Here is a 17,685-nt window from a genome sequence, read left to right as displayed (position 1 = left end):
CTGGTTCAGCAGTACTTGTCGCTCGGATTCCGCGTCGTCCAGGAGCAGGTGTCGACCTTGCTGCCGTTGGACTTCGTCAGCGTCGCCGTGTCGCTGGTGTTGTTCCAGACGTACCAGCCGCGGTTCTGGTACGTGTTCGACGCGGTGTCCGTGCCCTTGCCGGTGTGCACCTTGATGTACTTGCCGGCGCCGATCTTGATGTTCTTGAAGGTGTAGCGGTGGTTCGAGACGTCCTTGAGGACATAGCCCTTGAGCGAGATCGCCGACCGGCTGGTGTTCTTGATCTGCACCCACTCGGCGTTGAGGCTCGCGTTGGAGCCGTGGTCCGATCCCGGGCTGTCGAACCAGACGTGGTAGATCGTGACCCCGCCGGCGGCTTCGGCCGGGGTGCTGAGCAGGGTGCCGGTGAGTATCGCCGCGCCCGCGAGCGCGGGCAGGGCAGCGCGTTTCCGCATGGAGAATCCCCCCAGGATGTCGTCCATGCGCCGGTCGTCCACCGGCGCAGGACTGAAGTGTTATCACATGACCTTCACGCCGTATTCACAAAGGGGGATTTCCCTTCAATCACCGACGAGAGCCGATAAGCCACCCGCCCGAGGGAACCGCTGTCCACCCGGGCACCCGTTGCGGCAACAATGGAGGGATGAGCGACAGTCCAGCACCCCTCGCCGACCCGCATCTCGTCTACGACCCCGTCGTGGGCGACGGTCCCAAGGCCCTGGTGATCCTCGGGTCCACCGGGTCCATCGGCACCCAGGCCATCGACCTGGTGCTGCGCAATCCGGACCGCTTCCGGGTCACCGCCCTCTCCGCGAACGGCGGCCGGGTCGGGCTCCTCGCCGAGCAGGCGTACAAGTTGCGGGTGCGGACGGTGGGGGTCGCCCGCGAGGACGTCGTACCCGCACTGCGCGAAGCGCTCGCCGCGCAGTACGGCGCGGGGGAGCCGCTCCCGGAGATCGTCGCCGGTCCCGACGCGGCCACCCAGCTCGCCGCCTCCGACTGCCACACCGTGCTGAACGGCATCACCGGGTCCATCGGACTCGCGCCCACCCTCGCCGCCCTGGAGGCGGGCCGCGTCCTCGCGCTCGCCAACAAGGAGTCGCTCATCGTCGGCGGCCCGCTGGTGAAGGCGCTCGCCAAGCCCGGCCAGATCATCCCGGTGGACTCCGAGCACGCGGCGCTGTTCCAGGCCCTCGCGGCCGGTACCCGAGCCGATGTGCGCAAGCTCGTCGTCACCGCGTCCGGCGGCCCCTTCCGCGGCCGTACCAAGGCGGACCTGGCGCGAGTGACCGTAGAAGAGGCACTCGCGCACCCCACCTGGGCGATGGGCCCGGTGATCACGATCAACTCGGCGACCCTGGTGAACAAGGGGCTGGAGGTGATCGAGGCGCACCTGCTGTACGACATTCCCTTCGATCGCATTGAGGTGGTCGTGCACCCGCAGTCGTATGTCCACTCGATGGTGGAATTCACGGACGGCTCGACACTCGCCCAGGCGACGCCCCCCGACATGCGCGGGCCGATCGCCATCGGGCTCGGCTGGCCCGAGCGGGTCCCGGACGCGGCGCCCGCGTTCGACTGGAGCAAGGCGTCGACGTGGGAGTTCTTCCCGCTCGACACCGACGCGTTCCCGTCGGTCGGCCTGGCCCGGCATGTGGGACAGCTCGCGGGCACGGCCCCGGCGGTGTTCAATGCGGCGAACGAGGAGTGCGTGGAGGCGTTCCGCGCGGGCGCGCTGCCGTTCAACGGAATCATGGAGACGGTGACACGGGTGGTCGAGGAACACGGGACACCGGCCACGGGAACTTCCCTGACCGTGCCGGACGTCCTCGAAGCGGAGACCTGGGCACGCGCCCGGGCCCGCGAACTGACAGCGCAGACGACCACGGCGAACGCGGAGGCGCGTGCATGACAGCCCTGATGATGATCCTCGGCATAGTCGTCTTCGCGGTCGGCCTGCTGGTCTCGATCGCCTGGCACGAGCTGGGGCATCTCTCGACGGCGAAGCTCTTCGGCATCCGCGTGCCCCAGTACATGGTCGGCTTCGGCCCGACCATCTGGTCCAAGCGCAAGGGCGACACCGAGTACGGTTTCAAGGCCATCCCGTTCGGCGGCTACATCCGCATGATCGGCATGTTCCCGCCGGGACCGGACGGCCGGATAGAGTCCCGCTCCACGTCACCCTGGCGCAGCATGATCGAGGACGCCCGCTCGGCGGCCTTCGAGGAGCTGGAGCCCGGCGACGAGTCCCGCCTGTTCTACACACGCAAGCCCTGGAAACGGGTCATCGTGATGTTCGCGGGCCCCTTCATGAACCTCATCCTCGCCGTCGCGCTCTTCCTCACCGTCCTGATGGGCTTCGGCATCTCCCAGCAGACCAACACGGTCAGCTCGGTCTCCGAGTGCGTCATCGCGCAGAGCCAGAACCGCGACACCTGCAAGAAGTCCGACCCGGCCTCCCCGGCGGCGGCAGCGGGCCTGAAGGCGGGCGACAAGATCGTCAGCTTCAACGGCGTCAAGACGACCGACTGGAACAAGCTCTCCGACCTGATCCGCGCCACCCCCGGCAAGACGGTCCCGATCGTCGTCGAGCGCAAGGGCCAGGCCCTCACCCTCCACGCGAAGATCGCGTCCAATCAGGTCGCCAAGAAGGACTCCAGCGGCCAGATCGTCCAGGGCCAGTACGTCACCGCCGGCTTCCTCGGCTTCAGCGCGGCCACCGGAATCGTCCGCCAGGACTTCGGCGACTCGGTCACCTGGATGGGAGACCGCATGGGCGAGGCCGTCGACTCCATCGCGGCCCTCCCCGGCAAGATCCCGGCCCTGTGGAACGCGGCCTTCGACGGCGCCCCCCGCCAGGCCGACTCCCCGATGGGCGTGGTCGGCGCGGCCCGAGTGGGCGGCGAGATCTTCACCCTGGACATCCCGCCGACCCAACAACTGGCCATGGCCCTGATGCTGGTGGCCGGCTTCAACCTCTCCCTGTTCCTCTTCAACATGCTTCCGCTGCTCCCGCTCGACGGCGGGCATGTCGCGGGTGCGCTGTGGGAGGCGCTGCGGCGGAACCTGGCGAAGGTGCTCAAGCGCCCGGACCCGGGCCCGTTCGACGTGGCGAAGCTGATGCCGGTGGCGTATGTGGTGGCGGGGATCTTCGTCTGCTTCACGTTGTTGGTGTTGGTGGCGGACGTGGTTAACCCAGTCAAAATCTCCTAGCCATTCGTAGTTCGCGGCGGCCCGGCACCTTCTGTGCCGGGCCGCTCTCCATTGAGTGGGTTTACGGCCGGGATGTGCTCGGGCCCGCGCGGTTGACGTAATCTCGAAGCCTGGAGCCCGCTGTTCCGGGACCGGGGCCTTGATCCACGACTTGGGGTTGCACAGCAGATGACTGCGATTTCTCTCGGCATTCCGTCCGTTCCGACCCGGCTTGCCGAGCGCCGCAAGAGCCGGCAGATCCAGGTCGGGTCCGTGGCGGTCGGCGGGGACGCGCCGGTGTCGGTGCAGTCGATGACGACGACGCGTACGTCGGACATCGGCGCCACGCTTCAGCAGATCGCGGAGCTGACGGCGTCCGGCTGCCAGATCGTCCGCGTGGCCTGCCCGACGCAGGACGACGCGGACGCGCTGGCGACCATCGCGCGCAAGTCGCAGATCCCGGTGATCGCGGACATCCACTTCCAGCCGAAGTACGTCTTCGCGGCGATCGAGGCGGGTTGCGCGGCGGTCCGTGTGAACCCCGGCAACATCAAGCAGTTCGACGACAAGGTCAAGGAGATCGCGCGGGCCGCGAAGGACCACGGCACGCCGATCCGCATCGGCGTGAACGCGGGTTCGCTGGACGCGCGACTCCTGAAGAAGTACGGCAAGGCGACCCCCGAGGCGCTCGCCGAGTCCGCCCTGTGGGAAGCGTCCCTCTTCGAGGAGCACGGCTTCCAGGACATCAAGATCTCGGTCAAGCACAACGACCCGGTGGTCATGGTCGAGGCGTACCGCCAGCTCGCGGCCCAGTGCGACTACCCGCTCCACCTCGGCGTCACCGAGGCGGGCCCGGCCTTCCAGGGCACGATCAAGTCGGCGGTGGCGTTCGGCGCGCTGCTGAGCCAGGGCATCGGCGACACGATCCGCGTCTCGCTGTCGGCGCCCCCGGTGGAGGAGGTCAAGGTCGGCAACCAGATCCTGGAGTCCCTGAACCTCAAGCCCCGCCGCCTGGAGATCGTGTCGTGCCCGTCCTGCGGCCGCGCCCAGGTCGACGTGTACAAGCTGGCCGAGGAGGTCACGGCGGGCCTGGAGGGCATGGAGGTCCCGCTGCGCGTAGCCGTCATGGGCTGCGTGGTGAACGGCCCCGGCGAGGCCCGCGAGGCCGACCTCGGCGTCGCCTCCGGCAACGGCAAGGGCCAGATCTTCGTCAAGGGCGAGGTCATCAAGACGGTCCCCGAGTCGAAGATCGTGGAGACGCTGATCGAGGAGGCGATGAAGATCGCCGAGCAGATGGAGGCGGACGGGATCGCCTCCGGCGAGCCGTCGGTGTCTGTCGCGGGTTGAGGGGTCTGGCTCGGGCTGGGATGTCTGGTTCGGGCTGAGGGTCCGGGCGGGCTGAGGGGTCTGGTTCGGGCTGAGGGTCCGAGTGGGCTGAGGGGTCTGGTTCGGGCTGAGAGTCGGGGTGGGCTGGGATGTCCGGCTCGGGCTGAGAGTCGGGGCGGGTTGGGAGACCTGCCTCGGGCTGAGTGACTGTGGCCGGGTTGAGGGTCTGCGGCCGGGCTGAGGGGGCTGGCTCGGGTCGTAGATCCATGGCCATGGCGGGCTGATCGGTCCGGCGTCGGCTGAGGGCTGTGGCGGGCGAGGGATCTGGCGTGGGTTGGGTTGAGGATCTGTGCGGGCTGAGAGGTCTGTGGGGCGCCGCCCGGTCTGGGGTGGGGAAGGTTTGTGGGGGTTGCGAGGTCTGGCGTGAGCTGTAGATCTATGGCGGGTTGAAAAGGTCTGCGGCGAGTTGGAAGGTCCTGGGACGTTACTCGTCGAGGTTCTGGGGGCTTCGCTTGCCGGGAGCCGGGAGCCGGGAGCCGGGAGCCGGGAGCCGGGAGCCGGGAGCCGGGAGCCGGGAGCCGGGAGCCGGGAGCCGGGAGCCGGGAGCCGGGGACTTGCGGCGACGGGCTTGGGGCTTCACGCGCTCTGCCGAGGTCTCGGGGTTGCACCTGTCCAGACCCTTGGGCTGTTCTTGCTGAGGTTTCAGGGCTGCTTACACCCTTGTCGAGTGCCCAAGGCTTCGCTTGCCGGGGCCTTGAGGGCTTCACCCGCCAGGTCCGTGGGCCTCGCATGTCGACGCAGGCCGGCACCCCCAGCCCGTCCGGCGTTTGAGGACGAGGCCGTCCAGGCCGAAAGCGGGGGCCTGGGGGCGGCAGCCCCCAGAGACGCCCACTCAACCCACCCCCACAAGAGAAGCGAGCGGCAACACAAAGCACCGCTCAGCTTCCGCAGGTACAGTGCGGAGATCAGCAGACCCTCAGGGTGAGGCCCCGTACGTGTTGACCCAGACCACCTCTCGGGTGCTCGAACCGAGCGACCTGGACGCCGCGCTCGCCGTGCTCGACCGCGAGCCGGTCACGAACGCCTTCGTGACCTCGCGGGTGCAGGTCGCGGGCCTCGACCCCTGGCGGCTCGGCGGCGAGATGTGGGGCTGGTACGAGGACGGCATGCTGACGTCGCTCTGCTACGCGGGCGCCAACCTCGTCCCGATCTGCGCGACTCCGAGGGCAGTCCGCGCCTTCGCCGACCGCGCCCGCAGGGCAGGCCGCCGCTGCTCCTCGATCGTCGGCCCGGCCGAGGCGACCGCCCAACTCTGGCGTCTCCTCGAACCGAGCTGGGGCCCGGCCCGCGAGGTCCGCGCCCGCCAGCCCCTCATGGTCGCCGACCGCATGCCCGCCGACATCGCCCCCGACCCGTACGTCCGCCGTATCCGCAAGGACGAGATGGACACGATCATGCCGGCGTGCGTGGCGATGTTCACCGAGGAGGTCGGCGTCTCCCCGCTGGCCGGCGACGGCGGCCTCCTCTACCAGGCCCGAGTGGCCGAACTCGTGGGCTCAGGGCGCTCGTTCGCCCGCCTCGACGAGCACGGCAAGGTCGTCTTCAAGGCGGAGATCGGCGCGGCAACCCCGAAGGCCTGCCAGATCCAGGGCGTGTGGGTGGCCCCCGAGTACCGGGGGAGGGGCGTGGCGGCCCCCGCGATGGCATCGGTACTGCGCTACGCGTTGGCGGACGTGGCCCCGGTGGTCAGCCTCTACGTGAACGACTTCAACACCCCGGCAAGAAGGGCGTACTTGAGGGTGGGCTTCCAAGAGGTCGGCGCGTTCATGAGCATCCTGTTCTAGAGGCTTTCAGGGGCGCGGGGCTGTGACATGTGCGGCTCCGCCGCGTGGGCGCGACCAGCCACGAACGGCCCGCACCCGAACAACGACCGAACCCCCTGTACTCTCCCCACATGCGATTTCCCGGTCACGGTCACCGCCACCCCCAAGACGTCGTGATCGGCCCCCTGGACCTCTCGGCCCACGTGGACGAAGCCCTGGCCGTACAGGCCCTCGCATTCGGCCTGGGCCAGGACGAGGTAGCGGTAAGACGCCAGATCGTCCTGCGCCACATGACCTACCCCGGCGCCCGCGCCCTCGGCGCGACAACAGAGGGCCGCCTCGTCGGCTTCGTCTACGGCATGCCGAACAACCGCACCCACTGGTGGTCCACAGTCGTAGAGCCGTACCTCCGGGCCCAGGACCACGACGACTGGCTCGACCACTCCTTCGTGATCACCGAGCTGCACGTCCACCCGCACTACCAGAACCGCGGCGCGGGCCGTTCCCTGATCACCACGATCACGGACGCGGCCACGGAACCCCGCTCGATCCTCTCCGCGATCGACACCGACAGCCCGGCCCGCGGCCTCTACCGATCGCTGGGTTACGAGGACCTCGCCCGCCAGGTCCTCTTCCCGAGCGCACCGAAGCCGTACGCGGTCATGGGCGCCCCCCTCCCACTACGACGCGGGTAGGCACCGCTAACCGATTTCCACCGGCACAGCACGCCCGGCTAACCTCCTAGCCATCACCCTTTCCCGGCAGGAGTACAGGAACCATGGCGAACGCACCGGTCCAGCGCATGTCCCAGTTGATGGCGAAGACGCTGCGCGACGACCCGGCGGACGCCGAGGTCCTCAGTCACAAGCTGCTCGTGCGGGCCGGGTACGTCCGGCGTACCGCCGCCGGGATCTGGAGCTGGCTGCCCCTGGGCAAGAAGGTCCTCTCCAACGTCGAGCGGATCGTGCGTGAGGAGATGGACGCGATCGGCGCCCAGGAGGTGCTGCTCCCCGCGATCCTGCCCCGCGAGCCGTACGAGGCGACCGGCCGCTGGGAGGAGTACGGCCCCGAGCTGTTCCGCCTCCAGGACCGCAAGGGCGGCGACTACCTTCTCGGCCCGACCCACGAGGAGATCTTCACGCTGATCGTGAAGGACCAGGCGTCCTCCTACAAGGACCTGCCGGTCATCCTCTACCAGATCCAGCACAAGTACCGCGACGAGGCCCGCCCCCGCGCCGGCATCCTCCGCGGCCGCGAGTTCCTGATGAAGGACTCGTACTCCTTCGACACGGAGGACGAGGGCCTCGCCAAGTCCTACGCCCTGCACCGCGAGGCGTACCAGAAGGTCTTCGCGCGCCTGGGCCTCGACTACCGCATCTGCGCCGCGACCGCGGGCGCGATGGGCGGCTCCAAGTCGGAGGAGTTCCTCGCCCCCGCAGAGGCCGGCGAGGACACCTTCGCGGACTGCCCGAACTGCGACTTCGCCGCCAACACTGAAGCGATCACATACGAGTTGAAGCCGGTCGACGCCACCGGCGTGCCCGCGCTCGAAGAGATCCCGACCCCCGACACCCCCACCATCGAGACCCTCGCCGCCCACCTCGGCGTAGAGGCTTCGGCCACCCTGAAGAACCTCCTCGTGAAGGTCGACGGCGAGATCGTGGCCGTGGGCGTCCCCGGTGACCGTGAGGTCGACCTGGGCAAGGTCGAGGCCCACTTCGCCCCCGCCGCAGTGGAGTTGGTGACGGCGGAGGACTTCACCGGCCGTCCCGACCTCGTGCGCGGCTACGTCGGCCCGCAGGGCCTGGGCGAGAAGGTCACGTACATCGCCGACCCCCGCGTGGCACCCGGCACGAGCTGGATCACGGGCGCCAACAAGGAGGGCACGCACGCCAAGTACGTAGTCGCCGGGCGGGACTTCGAGGTCGACACGTACGTCGACGTCGTGGTCGTCCAGGAGGGCGACCCCTGCCCCAAGTGCGGCACCGGCCTCAAGCTCGACCGCGCCATCGAGATCGGCCACATCTTCCAGCTCGGCCGCAAGTACGCCAACGCCCTCAAGCTCGACGTCCTCGGCCAGCACGGCAAGCCGGTCCGCGTGACCATGGGCTCCTACGGCATCGGCGTCTCCCGCGCGGTGGCCGCCCTCGCCGAGCAGACCGCCGACGACAAGGGCCTGTGCTGGCCCGCCGAGGTCGCCCCGGCCGACGTGCACGTCGTGGCGGCGGGCAAGGCCCTCCAGACCGAACTCGCCCTGGACGTATCGGAGAAGCTGCGCGCGGCCGGTCTGCGCGTCCTGGTCGACGACCGCGCCGGCGTCTCCCCGGGCGTGAAGTTCACCGACTCGGAGCTGATCGGCGTACCGAAGATCCTGGTCGCGGGCCGCCGTTCGGCCGAGGGCGTCCTGGAACTGAAGGACCGCAGGACCGGCGAGCGCGAGGAACTGACGGTCGACGAGGCGATCGCCCGCCTCACCGCACACTGAGTTATTGAAGCCTCAAGCAATTTAAGATTCCTCTCAGAGAGTTCTCGGGAGGCGTATGGGCGCCTCACAGACTTCTCTCAGGCTGGTCCCCGACCGTAGGACGTGACAGAGCGTCACTGCGGAGGGGAACGGTCATGACAGTCAAGGAGCGTGGGGCCGCTACGGCGGTCCGCAGAGGAAAGCGGCGCATCGCGGCCGCCACGGCAGCGATCACGCTGGCCGCGGCGGCCGGGGTCTTCGCCCTGGTCGGCACGATGCAGTCGGACGCGGACACGACGGCGAGCAGTACCGGCACGAGCAGCTCGTCGTCGTCCTCGACCCCGTCGCCGTCCGCCTCCTCCAACACCTCGTCCACGACGGACAGTTCAACGACTTCGTCGTCCTCGTCGTCTTCATCCTCCTCATCTTCTACGTCGTCGTCCTCGTCGTCGTCCGGCGTGACGTCGTCCTCCGGCGGCTCCACCGACTCCACGTCGGGAGCGTCGTGATGGGCGCACGTACGAGCACCGCGCCCCCGCGCACCACGGCCGCCGCCGACTGGCGTGCCCTCGGGACCAGCGTCCGGCTGGTCGTCACCGACCCGGCCCTGCTGGACTCCTGCAACCTGCTCCTCGCCCGGCACCTCGCCGAGGTCGACGCGGCGTGCAGCAGGTTCCGTACCGACTCCGAACTGACCGCGCTGGACGCCTCGTTGGGTCGCCCGGTCACCGTCAGCCCGCTGCTCGCCGAGGCGTTGGCGGTCGCGCTGCGCGCCGCCGAGGCGACGGACGGCGCGGTCGACCCGACGGTCGGCTCGGCCATGAACGCCATCGGCTACGACCGCGACTTCACCCTCGTCCAGGAGGACGACCGCCCGGTCCGGCTCACCGTGAAGCGCGCCCCGGGCTGGCGCACGGTCGGCCTGGACCGTACGACGGGCACGGTCACCGTCCCGGCCGGCGTCCGCCTGGACCTCGGTGCCACGGCGAAGGCCTGGGCCGCCGACAAGGCGGCGGCGATGCTCGCCCAAGTGGCGGGCTGTGGAGTCCTGGTGAGCCTCGGCGGCGACACGGCGGTCGCGGGGGAGCCCCCGGCCGGCGGCTGGAACATCCGCGTCCAGGACGTCACCGGTTCCGTCGACGAGACGCCCACGCACGGTACGTACGCCACGATCGGCCTGCGCTCCGGCGGCCTCGCCACCTCGGGAACCGCCGCCCGCAACTGGCGCCGGAACGGCCACGAACTGCACCACATAGTCGACCCGCGCACCGGCCTCCCCGTCCGCAGCCCCTGGCGCACGGTCTCGGTCGCCGCCGCGACGAGCGCCGACGCCAACGCGGCGAGCACCGCGTCCCTGGTCAAGGGGGCAGGCGCGGAACGGTGGTTGACCCGCCAGGGCCTCCCCGCACGCCTGGTCGCCCAGGACGGCACGGTCGTCACGACCCCCGGCTGGCCCACATCCACGGCGGCCGCCGTATGAGCTCCGAGATCCTCTGGTACGCCAACCGCGCCACCGGAGCCGTCTGCCTGGTCCTGTTCACGGTCGTGGTCCTGCTCGGCATCGCGGTCCGCCTGCGCACCCGGCTCCCCGGCCTGCCCCGCTTCGGCACGGTGAACCTGCACCGCACCCTCTCCCTCTCAGCGACCGCGTTCCTGGCCCTGCACATAGCGATGGCGGTGATCGACGGCTACGTGAATATCACCGTCGTAGACGCCGTGGTCCCCTTCGTCTCCGACTACGAACCCTTCTGGCTCGGCCTCGGCACGGTCGCCCTCGACCTGATGCTCGCGGTCCTGGTCACCAGCCTCCTCCGCGAACGCATCGGCCACCGCACCTGGCGAGCGCTCCACTGGCTCGCGTACGCCTCCTGGCCGGTCGCCCTGATCCACGGCATCGGCATCGGCACGGACACCGGCACGGACTGGATGACCTGGCTGACGGTGTCCTGCGTGGCCGCCGTGGTGGCCGCCTTCGGCATCCGCCTGGCCCACTCCGCCCGCGAGTCCCGCCGCACCCCCGCAGCCCTGCTCCGCACCGCGGAAGGAGCCCGCTCATGACCACGACCACGACCACCGCCTTCACCGACGTCTACATGTCCCCCCGCCTCCTCGCCCCCGGCGGCACAGCGGCCGACCTCTCGACCCACGAACTCCGTTACGGCCCACTGCAGTACGGAGATCCCGACGGCCTGCTGAGAACGGTCGCCGAATCCGGCCTCACCGGTCGCGGGGGCGCCGCGTTCCCGACGTACCGCAAACTCGTCGCGGTGGCCGACGCGAGCCGCCGCACGGGCCGCGCGCCCGTGGTCGTGGCGAACGGCGCCGAGGGCGAACCGGCCAGCCGCAAGGACAAGACGCTGCTCCGCCTGTCGCCCCATCTGGTCCTGGACGGGCTGCAGTTGGCGGCGAGGGCGGTGGGCGCGGGGGAGGCGCACCTGGCGGTGGAGGACGGCGCGTCGTACCTGGAATCGGCCCTCGCCCAGCGCAACGACCCGGTGAGCGTGCGGGTCGTCCGCCTCCCTAAGCGATTCCTGTCGGGCCAGGCCTCGGCGCTGGCCCAATACGTCTCCGGAAACGCCCCGTTGCCCCGCCACCAGCACCCGCCGGTCCGCGAACGCGGCGTGAACCGGGCCCCCACCCTCGTCCAGAACGTGGAAACCCTGGCCCACTTGGCCCTGGTCGCCCGCTACGGCGCCGACTGGTTCCGCAGTGCGGGCACCCCGACCCAGCCGGGCAGCACCCTGTGCACCCTGCACGTCCCGGGCCGCGAAGTCCGGGTGGTGGAAGCCCCGTTCGGCCTGCCGCTGAACCGACTCCTGCCCCTGGACGGAATGTCCGCGGTACTCGTCGGCGGCTACCACGGCACCTGGATCCCGGCGACGGAGGCTTCCCAACGCACCCTGGATGCGCGTGACTTGGGAGCAGGCGTGCTGGCCGCACTCCCGGCAGACCGCTGCGGCGTAGCCGAAACCGCCCGCGTGCTGCGCTACTTGGCCCTGCAATCGGCCGGCCAATGCGGCCCCTGCCTCAACGGCCTCCCACGCATAGCCGCCGCCTTCCAGACCCTGGCCACCCCCGGCCCTCAGTCCAACACCCGCCAGGACGTGGCACGTTGGTCCGGCCTGGTGGAGGGAAGAGGCGCCTGCCACCACCCTGACGGCACGGTCCGCCTGGTCCGCAGCGCGTTGACCACCTTCGCCGCTGAACTGGACGCCCACGCAAGGGGCTTGTGCACCGCGACGGACCCCACCCCCTTGCTCCCGATCCCGAACGAGGCCCACTGACCATGGACCAGCAACAGATCGACATCGACTGGACGGCCTGCCAGGGACATGGCCTGTGCGCGGAACTACTCCCGGACCACATCACCCTGGACGAATGGGGCTACCCCTTGGTGGACGGAGCCCCAATCCCACCCCGCACGATAAAAAGGGCTCGCCGAGCGGCTTCCGACTGTCCCGTCCTAGCCCTAAAACTAACGCCCAGGGCAACTCCCTAAGGGGCGCGGGGAACTGCGCGACCAGCCCCCACGCACCCGCAGCCCGAAATCAACCGAAAGCCCCGAGCTCTACCGCCAAAAATCCATAGCCACCCGCCCCTCAATCCGCCCCCGCTCATCCAACAAACACCCACCCAACTTCACCGGCCGCAACGTCACCGCCCGATCAACAATCTCCAACCGCGACAACTTCGCCACCATCTCGCTCTCCAACCCCACCGCATCCCCCGCAGCCCGCAACCACACCCCGACCAGCAGATTCGCAGCCCCACTGACCGCCGCGCACATCCGCACCTCAGGAAACCGCCCGAGCGTCCGAGCCGCCCGCTCCAACTGATCCGGCGGCACCCGCAACCACAACAACATCGTCACCGGCGCAGGCGAAAGCGACCGAGCCACCTCACACCGCAACCGAATCACTCCACCCGCAAGAGCCGCCCCCAAATGCCGCCGAACGGTACTCGCCCCAACCCCGAGCCGCGCAGCCAACTCCGCATGTGAGGCACGCGCGTTCTCCCCCAGCGCAAGCAACAGAGCCCGATCCAACTCCCCGAACCGAGGCGCCATCCCCGGCGAGGGCGACGGCTCCGCAGCCATCAACAACCCCCGCTGCTCACGCGAGATGGCCCGGACCTGCCACCGACTCCCCTCCGCATACATCCGCGGCGCGACCAACGTCCGAGTCCCCGTCACCCCCGGCAGCCCCGCGATCCGGTCGATGACATACCGGGACACGCCCTCCAGGCTCGCCGCCACCAGATGCAGCACCAGGTCACAGGGCCCGGCCACATAGTCGACGGCGGTCAGCTCCGCGTCACCGGCCACCGTACGAGCCACCCGCATCGCCTCACCCGGCGCACAGTCCACCTGCACGAACGCGAAGGCCAGCCGCTCCCCGACCGCCGCCCCCGGATAGGCGGTCAGCCACGCCTCACGCCGCTCGACCAGCCGCTCCCAGTGCCGGGCCACCGTCACCGGCCCGACCCCCAGCGCTCTGCCGATCAACGACCAGGGCGCACGCGGCCGGAGCTGCAACGCGTTGACCAGGGCGAGATCGGACTCGGACAGCATGGCGGATCCCTCGGATTGACGACCGTCGTACGGCGGATCTCTCCAAAATTTGCTGCGGTGATGCACCGCCCTCTCATCATTGCCGACCAGAAGCACGGTCCGAAGGGCGCCCGACGCACGAGCGCCCGTCCGGCTGGGCAGCGTCCTGGAGTTGCGGGAGTGACCTACGAGGGGAACGGGATGACGCTGAGAGACGACGCGCACGAGCTCCAGGGCGAACTGGCCGTCCTGCGCCGGGCGTTGCACCAGGAACCAGAGATAGGCCTGCACCTGCCGCGCACCCAGGAGAAGGTGCTGGCCGCGCTGGACGGACTGCCGCTGGAGATCAGCACGGGCACGTCACTGTCCTCCGTGACGGCAGTCCTGCGCGGCGGCGGAGCAGAGCCCGGCGGCCCCGTCGTCCTGCTGCGCGGAGACATGGACGGCCTGCCGGTCACCGAACGCACCGGCGCGGAGTTCACCTCCCGGATCGACGGCGCGATGCACGCCTGCGGCCACGACCTGCACACCGCAGGACTCGTCGGTGCGGCCCGACTGCTCGCCGACCGGCGCGAACTCCTCGCCGGGGACGTGGTGTTCATGTTCCAGCCGGGGGAGGAGGGCTGGGACGGCGCCGGGCACATGGTCGAGGAGGGAGTGCTGACGGCGGCGGGCCGCCCGGTCGACGCGGCCTACGGACTCCATGTCAGCTCGTCGTCGTACCCCACCGGCGTCTTCAGCTCCCGCCCCGGCCCGCTGATGGCGGCCTCGGCGGGCCTGCACGTACGGGTCGTGGGAGCGGGTGGGCACGGCTCGCGGCCGCATGCCGCGCTGGATCCGGTGCCGGCGGCCTGCGAGATGGTCACCGCGCTGCAGACGATGGTGACCCGGCGCTTCGACGTCTTCGACCCGGTCGTGGTCACCGTCGGCACCTTCCACGCCGGCACCCGGCGCAACGTCATCCCGGACGACGCCGTCTTCGAGGCGACCGTGCGCACCTTCACCCCGGCCGCCGCCGAACGCGCCGCCGAGGTCGCCGTACGCCTCTGCGAGGGCATCGCGGCGGCCCACGGCCTCACCGCCGAGGTCGAGTTCGTCCCCGAGTACCCGGTCACGGTCAACGACGTCGCCGAGCACGACTTCCTCGCCGACACCGTCCGCGAGGCCTTCGGCGAGGAGCGCTTCGCACCGCTGGCCGACCCGATCACCGGCTCGGAGGACTTCTCCCGGGTCCTGGACCGGGTGCCGGGCGCCTTCGTGTTCCTCGGCGCCGACACCACCGGCGACCCGGAGAACGCGCCCGGCAACCACTCCCCGCTCGCCGCCTTCGACGACAGCGTGCTCGCCGACGGAGCCGCGCTCCTGGCCGAACTCGCCGTCCGCCGACTCGACCGCCCCGCGAAGGAGACCGCGTAGTGCGCCCCTACCACCTGATCCCCGCCGTGCCCGCCCTCGCGCTGGCCCTCATGCCCTTCCTGCCGTTCGTGAACACCGACGGCCTGTGGTTCGGCCTGCCCCGGATGCTCGTGTGGGGCGCGGCATGGTGCGTACTGTGCACCCCCGCACTGTTGCTGACGGAACGTCAGATGGCGCGTGAGCAGTCGGAGTCGACCGAGACGACCACCATCGCCGCCGCCGAGGGAGCAGGCCAGTGACGACCATCCTCATCATGACGTTCACCGGCATCGTGCTGATCGGGGTCCTCGGCTTCGCCGGCCGCCGCAAGCCCGCCGCCGACCTGTCCGAATGGGCCGTGGGCGGACGGAACTTCGGCGCGGTGAGCATGTGGTTCCTCCAGGCCGGCGAGGTGTTCACCACCTTCACCTTCCTCGGCATGGCGGGCCTCGCGTTCAGCGGCGGAGTGGCGGCCCTCTACGCCCTCCCGTACGTCCCCATCGGCTACATGGTCCTGTTCTTCCTCGCCAAGCGCCTCTGGTCGCTGGGCAAGGAGCGCGGCTACCTCACCCAGGGCGACTACCTGGAGGACCGCTACGACAGCAAACTGCTCGGCACGGTAGCGGCAGTCCTGGGCGTCGTCTTCGTCCTCCCGTACCTCCAACTCCAGATCACCGGGCTGGGGTTGATCGTCCAGCTGGTCACCGGCAACTCGTCCTCCGGCACCCTCAGCATGATCATCGGCAGTGTGCTGGTCGTGGCCTTCGTCCTGTGGGCGGGGCTGCACGGTGTAGCGATGACGTCGTACTTCAAGGACGTCGTCATGTTGATCGTCCTCGGCGTGCTGCTCGTCGCCATCCCCTCCCACTTCGCGGGCGGAGTCAGCGCGATGTTCCACCGCATCGACAAACTGCACCCCGAGATGCTGACGATCCACGCGGGCCCCGCCGACCAAGTCTGGTTCACCACAAGCATGTTGGTCAGCGCGATCGGCGTCGGCCTGATGTGCCTCCCGCACGCCTGGCCCGCGGTGATGTCCGCCCGCGACCCCAAGGTCCTGCGCCGCAACTACACCTGGATGCCCCTCTACGAACTCTGTCTCCTGATGCCGATCATCGTCGGCTTCGCCGCCATCCTCGTGCTCAAGCCGGGCAGTTCGGCCAACGGCATCCTCCTGACCCTGAGCAAGCAGGTCCTGCCCGCGTGGGCGACGGGCCTGGTGGTGATCGCGGCGATAGCGACGGCCATGGTCCCGGCGGCAGGCATCCTGATCGGCATCTCCTCGCTCGTGGCCCGCAACATCGCCCGCGTACAGGGCGAACGCACCCAGTTCTGGATCAACCACGGCACGGTGGTGGCGGCATGCGGCCTGTCGTTGTTGCTGGCGATCTTCCGCCCGGACCTGCTGGCCAACCTCCTCCTGCTCACCTACAGCGGCACGGTCCAACTGGCCCCCGCCATCGCCCTCGGCTTCCTGGCCCGCCGCCGGGTGAGCAAGGTCCCGATCTTGGCGGGCCTGTTCGTAGGCGAACTGGCCGTGATCTGGCTGACGTTCTGGAACAAGGACCTGGCGGGCAACGTCAACGTGGGCCTGATAGGCCTGGCCGCGAACCTGATCGTCCTGACCCTCGCGGCAACCGCGGAACGCCTCCTGGCCCGCACCACAACTCCCGACCCCGACAAGCAAGTTGCGATGACGGCATGAACAACTCCCCACTCCGTACGGTCTTCACGGGCGGCCTCCTCTTCGACGGCACCGGCACGGACCCCGCCCCCGCCGACGTGGTCGTGTCCGAAGGCCGCATAGTCGACGTAGGAACGGGCCTGGACGGCGACACCCAAGTCGACTGCACGGGCCGCACGTTGCTCCCGGGCCTGTTCGACTGCCACGTCCACCTCACGCTCAACGGCATAGGTCTGCTGGGGGCGTTACAGAAGCCGTTCTCGTACCAGTTCTACGAGGCGGCGGTGAACCTGCGCCGCACGCTCGAAGCGGGCATCACCACGGTCCGTGACGCCGCCGGCGCCGACCTGGGCATCAAACAGGCGGTGGAGGACGGCCTGTTGACGGGCCCCCGCGTCCAGATCGCCATCGGCCTGATCACCCAGACCGGCGGCCACGGCGACCCCTGGATGCCCTCGGGCCAGTGCGCGGGCCTCGCCGTACCGCACCCGGGTCGCCCACCCGCGCTCGCCGACGGCCCCGACGAAATGCGCCGCACCGCCCGCACCCTGCTCCGCGCCGGCGCCGAGGTCCTCAAGGTATGCACCACCGGCGGCGTCCTCTCCCCACGCGACGACCCCCGCCACAGCCAGTTCACCCCACAGGAACTAGAAATCCTGGTGACCGAGGCAACCGCGCAGGGCCGCTACGTCATGGCCCACGCCCAGGGCGCCGAGGGCATCAAGAACGCCGTCCGAGCCGGAATCCGCTCGATAGAACACGGCATCCACTTGGACGACGAGGCAATAGACCTCATGCTGCACCACGACACCTGGCTGGTCCCCACCCTGATCGCCCCGGTATCGGTGATCAGAGCGGCCGAGTCCGGCATAGAAATCCCCGAAGCGATGCTCCGCAAGGCCAAGGAGGTAACCGAGGCCCACGCCAACTCGGTACGCCGAGCCGCAGAGGCCGGCGTCCGCATAGCCATGGGCACAGACAGCGGAATCGGCCCCCACGGCACCAACCTCGACGAACTGCCCCTGATGCAGGCCTGCGGCATGACCCCGGCCGAGGTCCTGGCAGCGACCACATCATCGGCGGCCCGCCTCTTGGGCTACGACGACCTGGGCACCGTAGAACCAGGCAACAGAGCAGACCTGGTCCTGGTGGAGGGCAATGCCTACGACCTCACAGACCTCGCTTCCAACGTGACAGAGGTGTGGAAGGACGGAGTCCGGGCGGCCCTTTAAAACAAGGGGCGGGTGGTTTT

Annotated in this window: 17 protein-coding genes; 14 read left to right on the top strand and 3 right to left on the bottom strand. The window is 69.6% G+C overall.

Annotation, left to right across the window (positions count from 1 at the left end; all coding sequences use genetic code 11):
- Nucleotides 1-5 precede the first annotated feature (5 nt).
- Nucleotides 6-482, bottom strand: coding sequence for a lamin tail domain-containing protein (locus ACIBK4_RS49390; RefSeq protein WP_399006555.1), 477 nt, complete (start codon nt 480-482; stop codon nt 6-8).
- A 161-nt stretch (nt 483-643) separates the two neighbouring features.
- On the opposite strand from ACIBK4_RS49390, the gene dxr reads away from it, so the two are divergent.
- The 6 genes from dxr to ACIBK4_RS49360 all read left to right on the top strand — a co-directional run bounded on the left by dxr (nt 644) and on the right by ACIBK4_RS49360 (nt 8,826).
- Nucleotides 644-1,912 carry a 1-deoxy-D-xylulose-5-phosphate reductoisomerase gene (gene dxr, locus ACIBK4_RS49385; protein WP_399006553.1) on the top strand — a complete coding sequence of 423 codons (1,269 nt, stop codon included), beginning with the start codon at nt 644-646 and terminating at the stop codon, nt 1,910-1,912.
- An 8-nt stretch (nt 1,913-1,920) separates the two neighbouring features.
- Nucleotides 1,921-3,213: an RIP metalloprotease gene (locus tag ACIBK4_RS49380; protein ID WP_199811088.1), complete on the top strand. Its 1,293-nt coding sequence runs from the start codon at nt 1,921-1,923 to the stop codon at nt 3,211-3,213.
- Between the two features lie 168 nt (nt 3,214-3,381).
- On the top strand, nt 3,382-4,539 hold the full coding sequence (ispG, locus tag ACIBK4_RS49375; protein WP_399006551.1) for a flavodoxin-dependent (E)-4-hydroxy-3-methylbut-2-enyl-diphosphate synthase: 1,158 nt from the start codon (nt 3,382-3,384) through the stop codon (nt 4,537-4,539).
- Nucleotides 4,540-5,513: 974 nt separating this feature from the next.
- Nucleotides 5,514-6,362, top strand: a complete 849-nt coding sequence (locus tag ACIBK4_RS49370) for a GNAT family N-acetyltransferase (protein ID WP_399006549.1) — start codon at nt 5,514-5,516, stop codon at nt 6,360-6,362.
- Between the two features lie 110 nt (nt 6,363-6,472).
- Nucleotides 6,473-7,036 (top strand): GNAT family N-acetyltransferase, encoded by a 564-nt coding sequence (locus tag ACIBK4_RS49365; RefSeq protein ID WP_399006547.1) that lies wholly within the window; start codon nt 6,473-6,475, stop codon nt 7,034-7,036.
- 83 nt (nt 7,037-7,119) lie between these two features.
- Nucleotides 7,120-8,826, top strand: coding sequence for a proline--tRNA ligase (locus ACIBK4_RS49360; RefSeq protein WP_399006545.1), 1,707 nt, complete (start codon nt 7,120-7,122; stop codon nt 8,824-8,826).
- A 64-nt stretch (nt 8,827-8,890) separates the two neighbouring features.
- Here ACIBK4_RS49360 and ACIBK4_RS49355 read toward each other — a convergent pair whose 3' ends face one another.
- Entirely contained in the window at nt 8,891-9,298 is a 408-nt protein-coding gene (locus ACIBK4_RS49355) for a hypothetical protein (RefSeq protein ID WP_399006543.1), read from the bottom strand.
- 15 nt (nt 9,299-9,313) lie between these two features.
- On the opposite strand from ACIBK4_RS49355, the gene ACIBK4_RS49350 reads away from it, so the two are divergent.
- The 4 genes from ACIBK4_RS49350 to ACIBK4_RS49335 are packed head-to-tail and all read left to right on the top strand — an operon-like array spanning nt 9,314 to nt 12,304.
- Nucleotides 9,314-10,285 carry an FAD:protein FMN transferase gene (locus ACIBK4_RS49350; RefSeq protein ID WP_399006541.1) on the top strand — a complete coding sequence of 324 codons (972 nt, stop codon included), beginning with the start codon at nt 9,314-9,316 and terminating at the stop codon, nt 10,283-10,285.
- Nucleotides 10,282-10,863 (top strand): ferric reductase-like transmembrane domain-containing protein, encoded by a 582-nt coding sequence (locus ACIBK4_RS49345; RefSeq protein WP_399006539.1) that lies wholly within the window; start codon nt 10,282-10,284, stop codon nt 10,861-10,863. Before ACIBK4_RS49350 ends, ACIBK4_RS49345 begins: the two co-directional genes overlap by 4 nt.
- On the top strand, nt 10,860-12,089 hold the full coding sequence (locus ACIBK4_RS49340; protein WP_399006537.1) for an NADH-ubiquinone oxidoreductase-F iron-sulfur binding region domain-containing protein: 1,230 nt from the start codon (nt 10,860-10,862) through the stop codon (nt 12,087-12,089). Before ACIBK4_RS49345 ends, ACIBK4_RS49340 begins: the two co-directional genes overlap by 4 nt.
- Before the next feature lie 2 nt (nt 12,090-12,091).
- Nucleotides 12,092-12,304 (top strand): ferredoxin, encoded by a 213-nt coding sequence (locus ACIBK4_RS49335; RefSeq protein ID WP_399006536.1) that lies wholly within the window; start codon nt 12,092-12,094, stop codon nt 12,302-12,304.
- A 69-nt stretch (nt 12,305-12,373) separates the two neighbouring features.
- Here the strand turns inward: ACIBK4_RS49335 and ACIBK4_RS49330 are convergent, their stop codons facing one another.
- Nucleotides 12,374-13,375, bottom strand: coding sequence for an Lrp/AsnC family transcriptional regulator (locus ACIBK4_RS49330; RefSeq protein WP_399006534.1), 1,002 nt, complete (start codon nt 13,373-13,375; stop codon nt 12,374-12,376).
- Between the two features lie 180 nt (nt 13,376-13,555).
- Between ACIBK4_RS49330 and ACIBK4_RS49325 the strand changes: the two genes are divergently transcribed.
- From ACIBK4_RS49325 to ACIBK4_RS49310, 4 genes are read left to right on the top strand one after another with little or no spacing between them, the layout of a single operon-like run.
- Nucleotides 13,556-14,770 carry a M20 family metallopeptidase gene (locus ACIBK4_RS49325; protein ID WP_399006532.1) on the top strand — a complete coding sequence of 405 codons (1,215 nt, stop codon included), beginning with the start codon at nt 13,556-13,558 and terminating at the stop codon, nt 14,768-14,770.
- Nucleotides 14,770-15,009, top strand: coding sequence for a hypothetical protein (locus ACIBK4_RS49320; RefSeq protein ID WP_399006530.1), 240 nt, complete (start codon nt 14,770-14,772; stop codon nt 15,007-15,009). Before ACIBK4_RS49325 ends, ACIBK4_RS49320 begins: the two co-directional genes overlap by 1 nt.
- Complete coding sequence (locus tag ACIBK4_RS49315) at nt 15,006-16,454, top strand: sodium:solute symporter (RefSeq protein WP_399006528.1); 1,449 nt, start codon at nt 15,006-15,008, stop codon at nt 16,452-16,454. Before ACIBK4_RS49320 ends, ACIBK4_RS49315 begins: the two co-directional genes overlap by 4 nt.
- On the top strand, nt 16,451-17,665 hold the full coding sequence (locus ACIBK4_RS49310) for an amidohydrolase family protein (RefSeq protein ID WP_399006526.1): 1,215 nt from the start codon (nt 16,451-16,453) through the stop codon (nt 17,663-17,665). The genes ACIBK4_RS49315 and ACIBK4_RS49310 overlap by 4 nt, the downstream gene beginning before the upstream one ends.
- The last annotated feature ends 20 nt before the right edge of the window (nt 17,666-17,685 follow it).

This window comes from Streptomyces sp. NPDC050528, assembly GCF_044457795.1.
GTDB lineage: Bacteria > Actinomycetota > Actinomycetes > Streptomycetales > Streptomycetaceae > Streptomyces.
The sequence above is the reverse complement of the archived record's forward strand: the minus strand, read 5'-3'. Positions and strand labels throughout refer to the sequence as shown.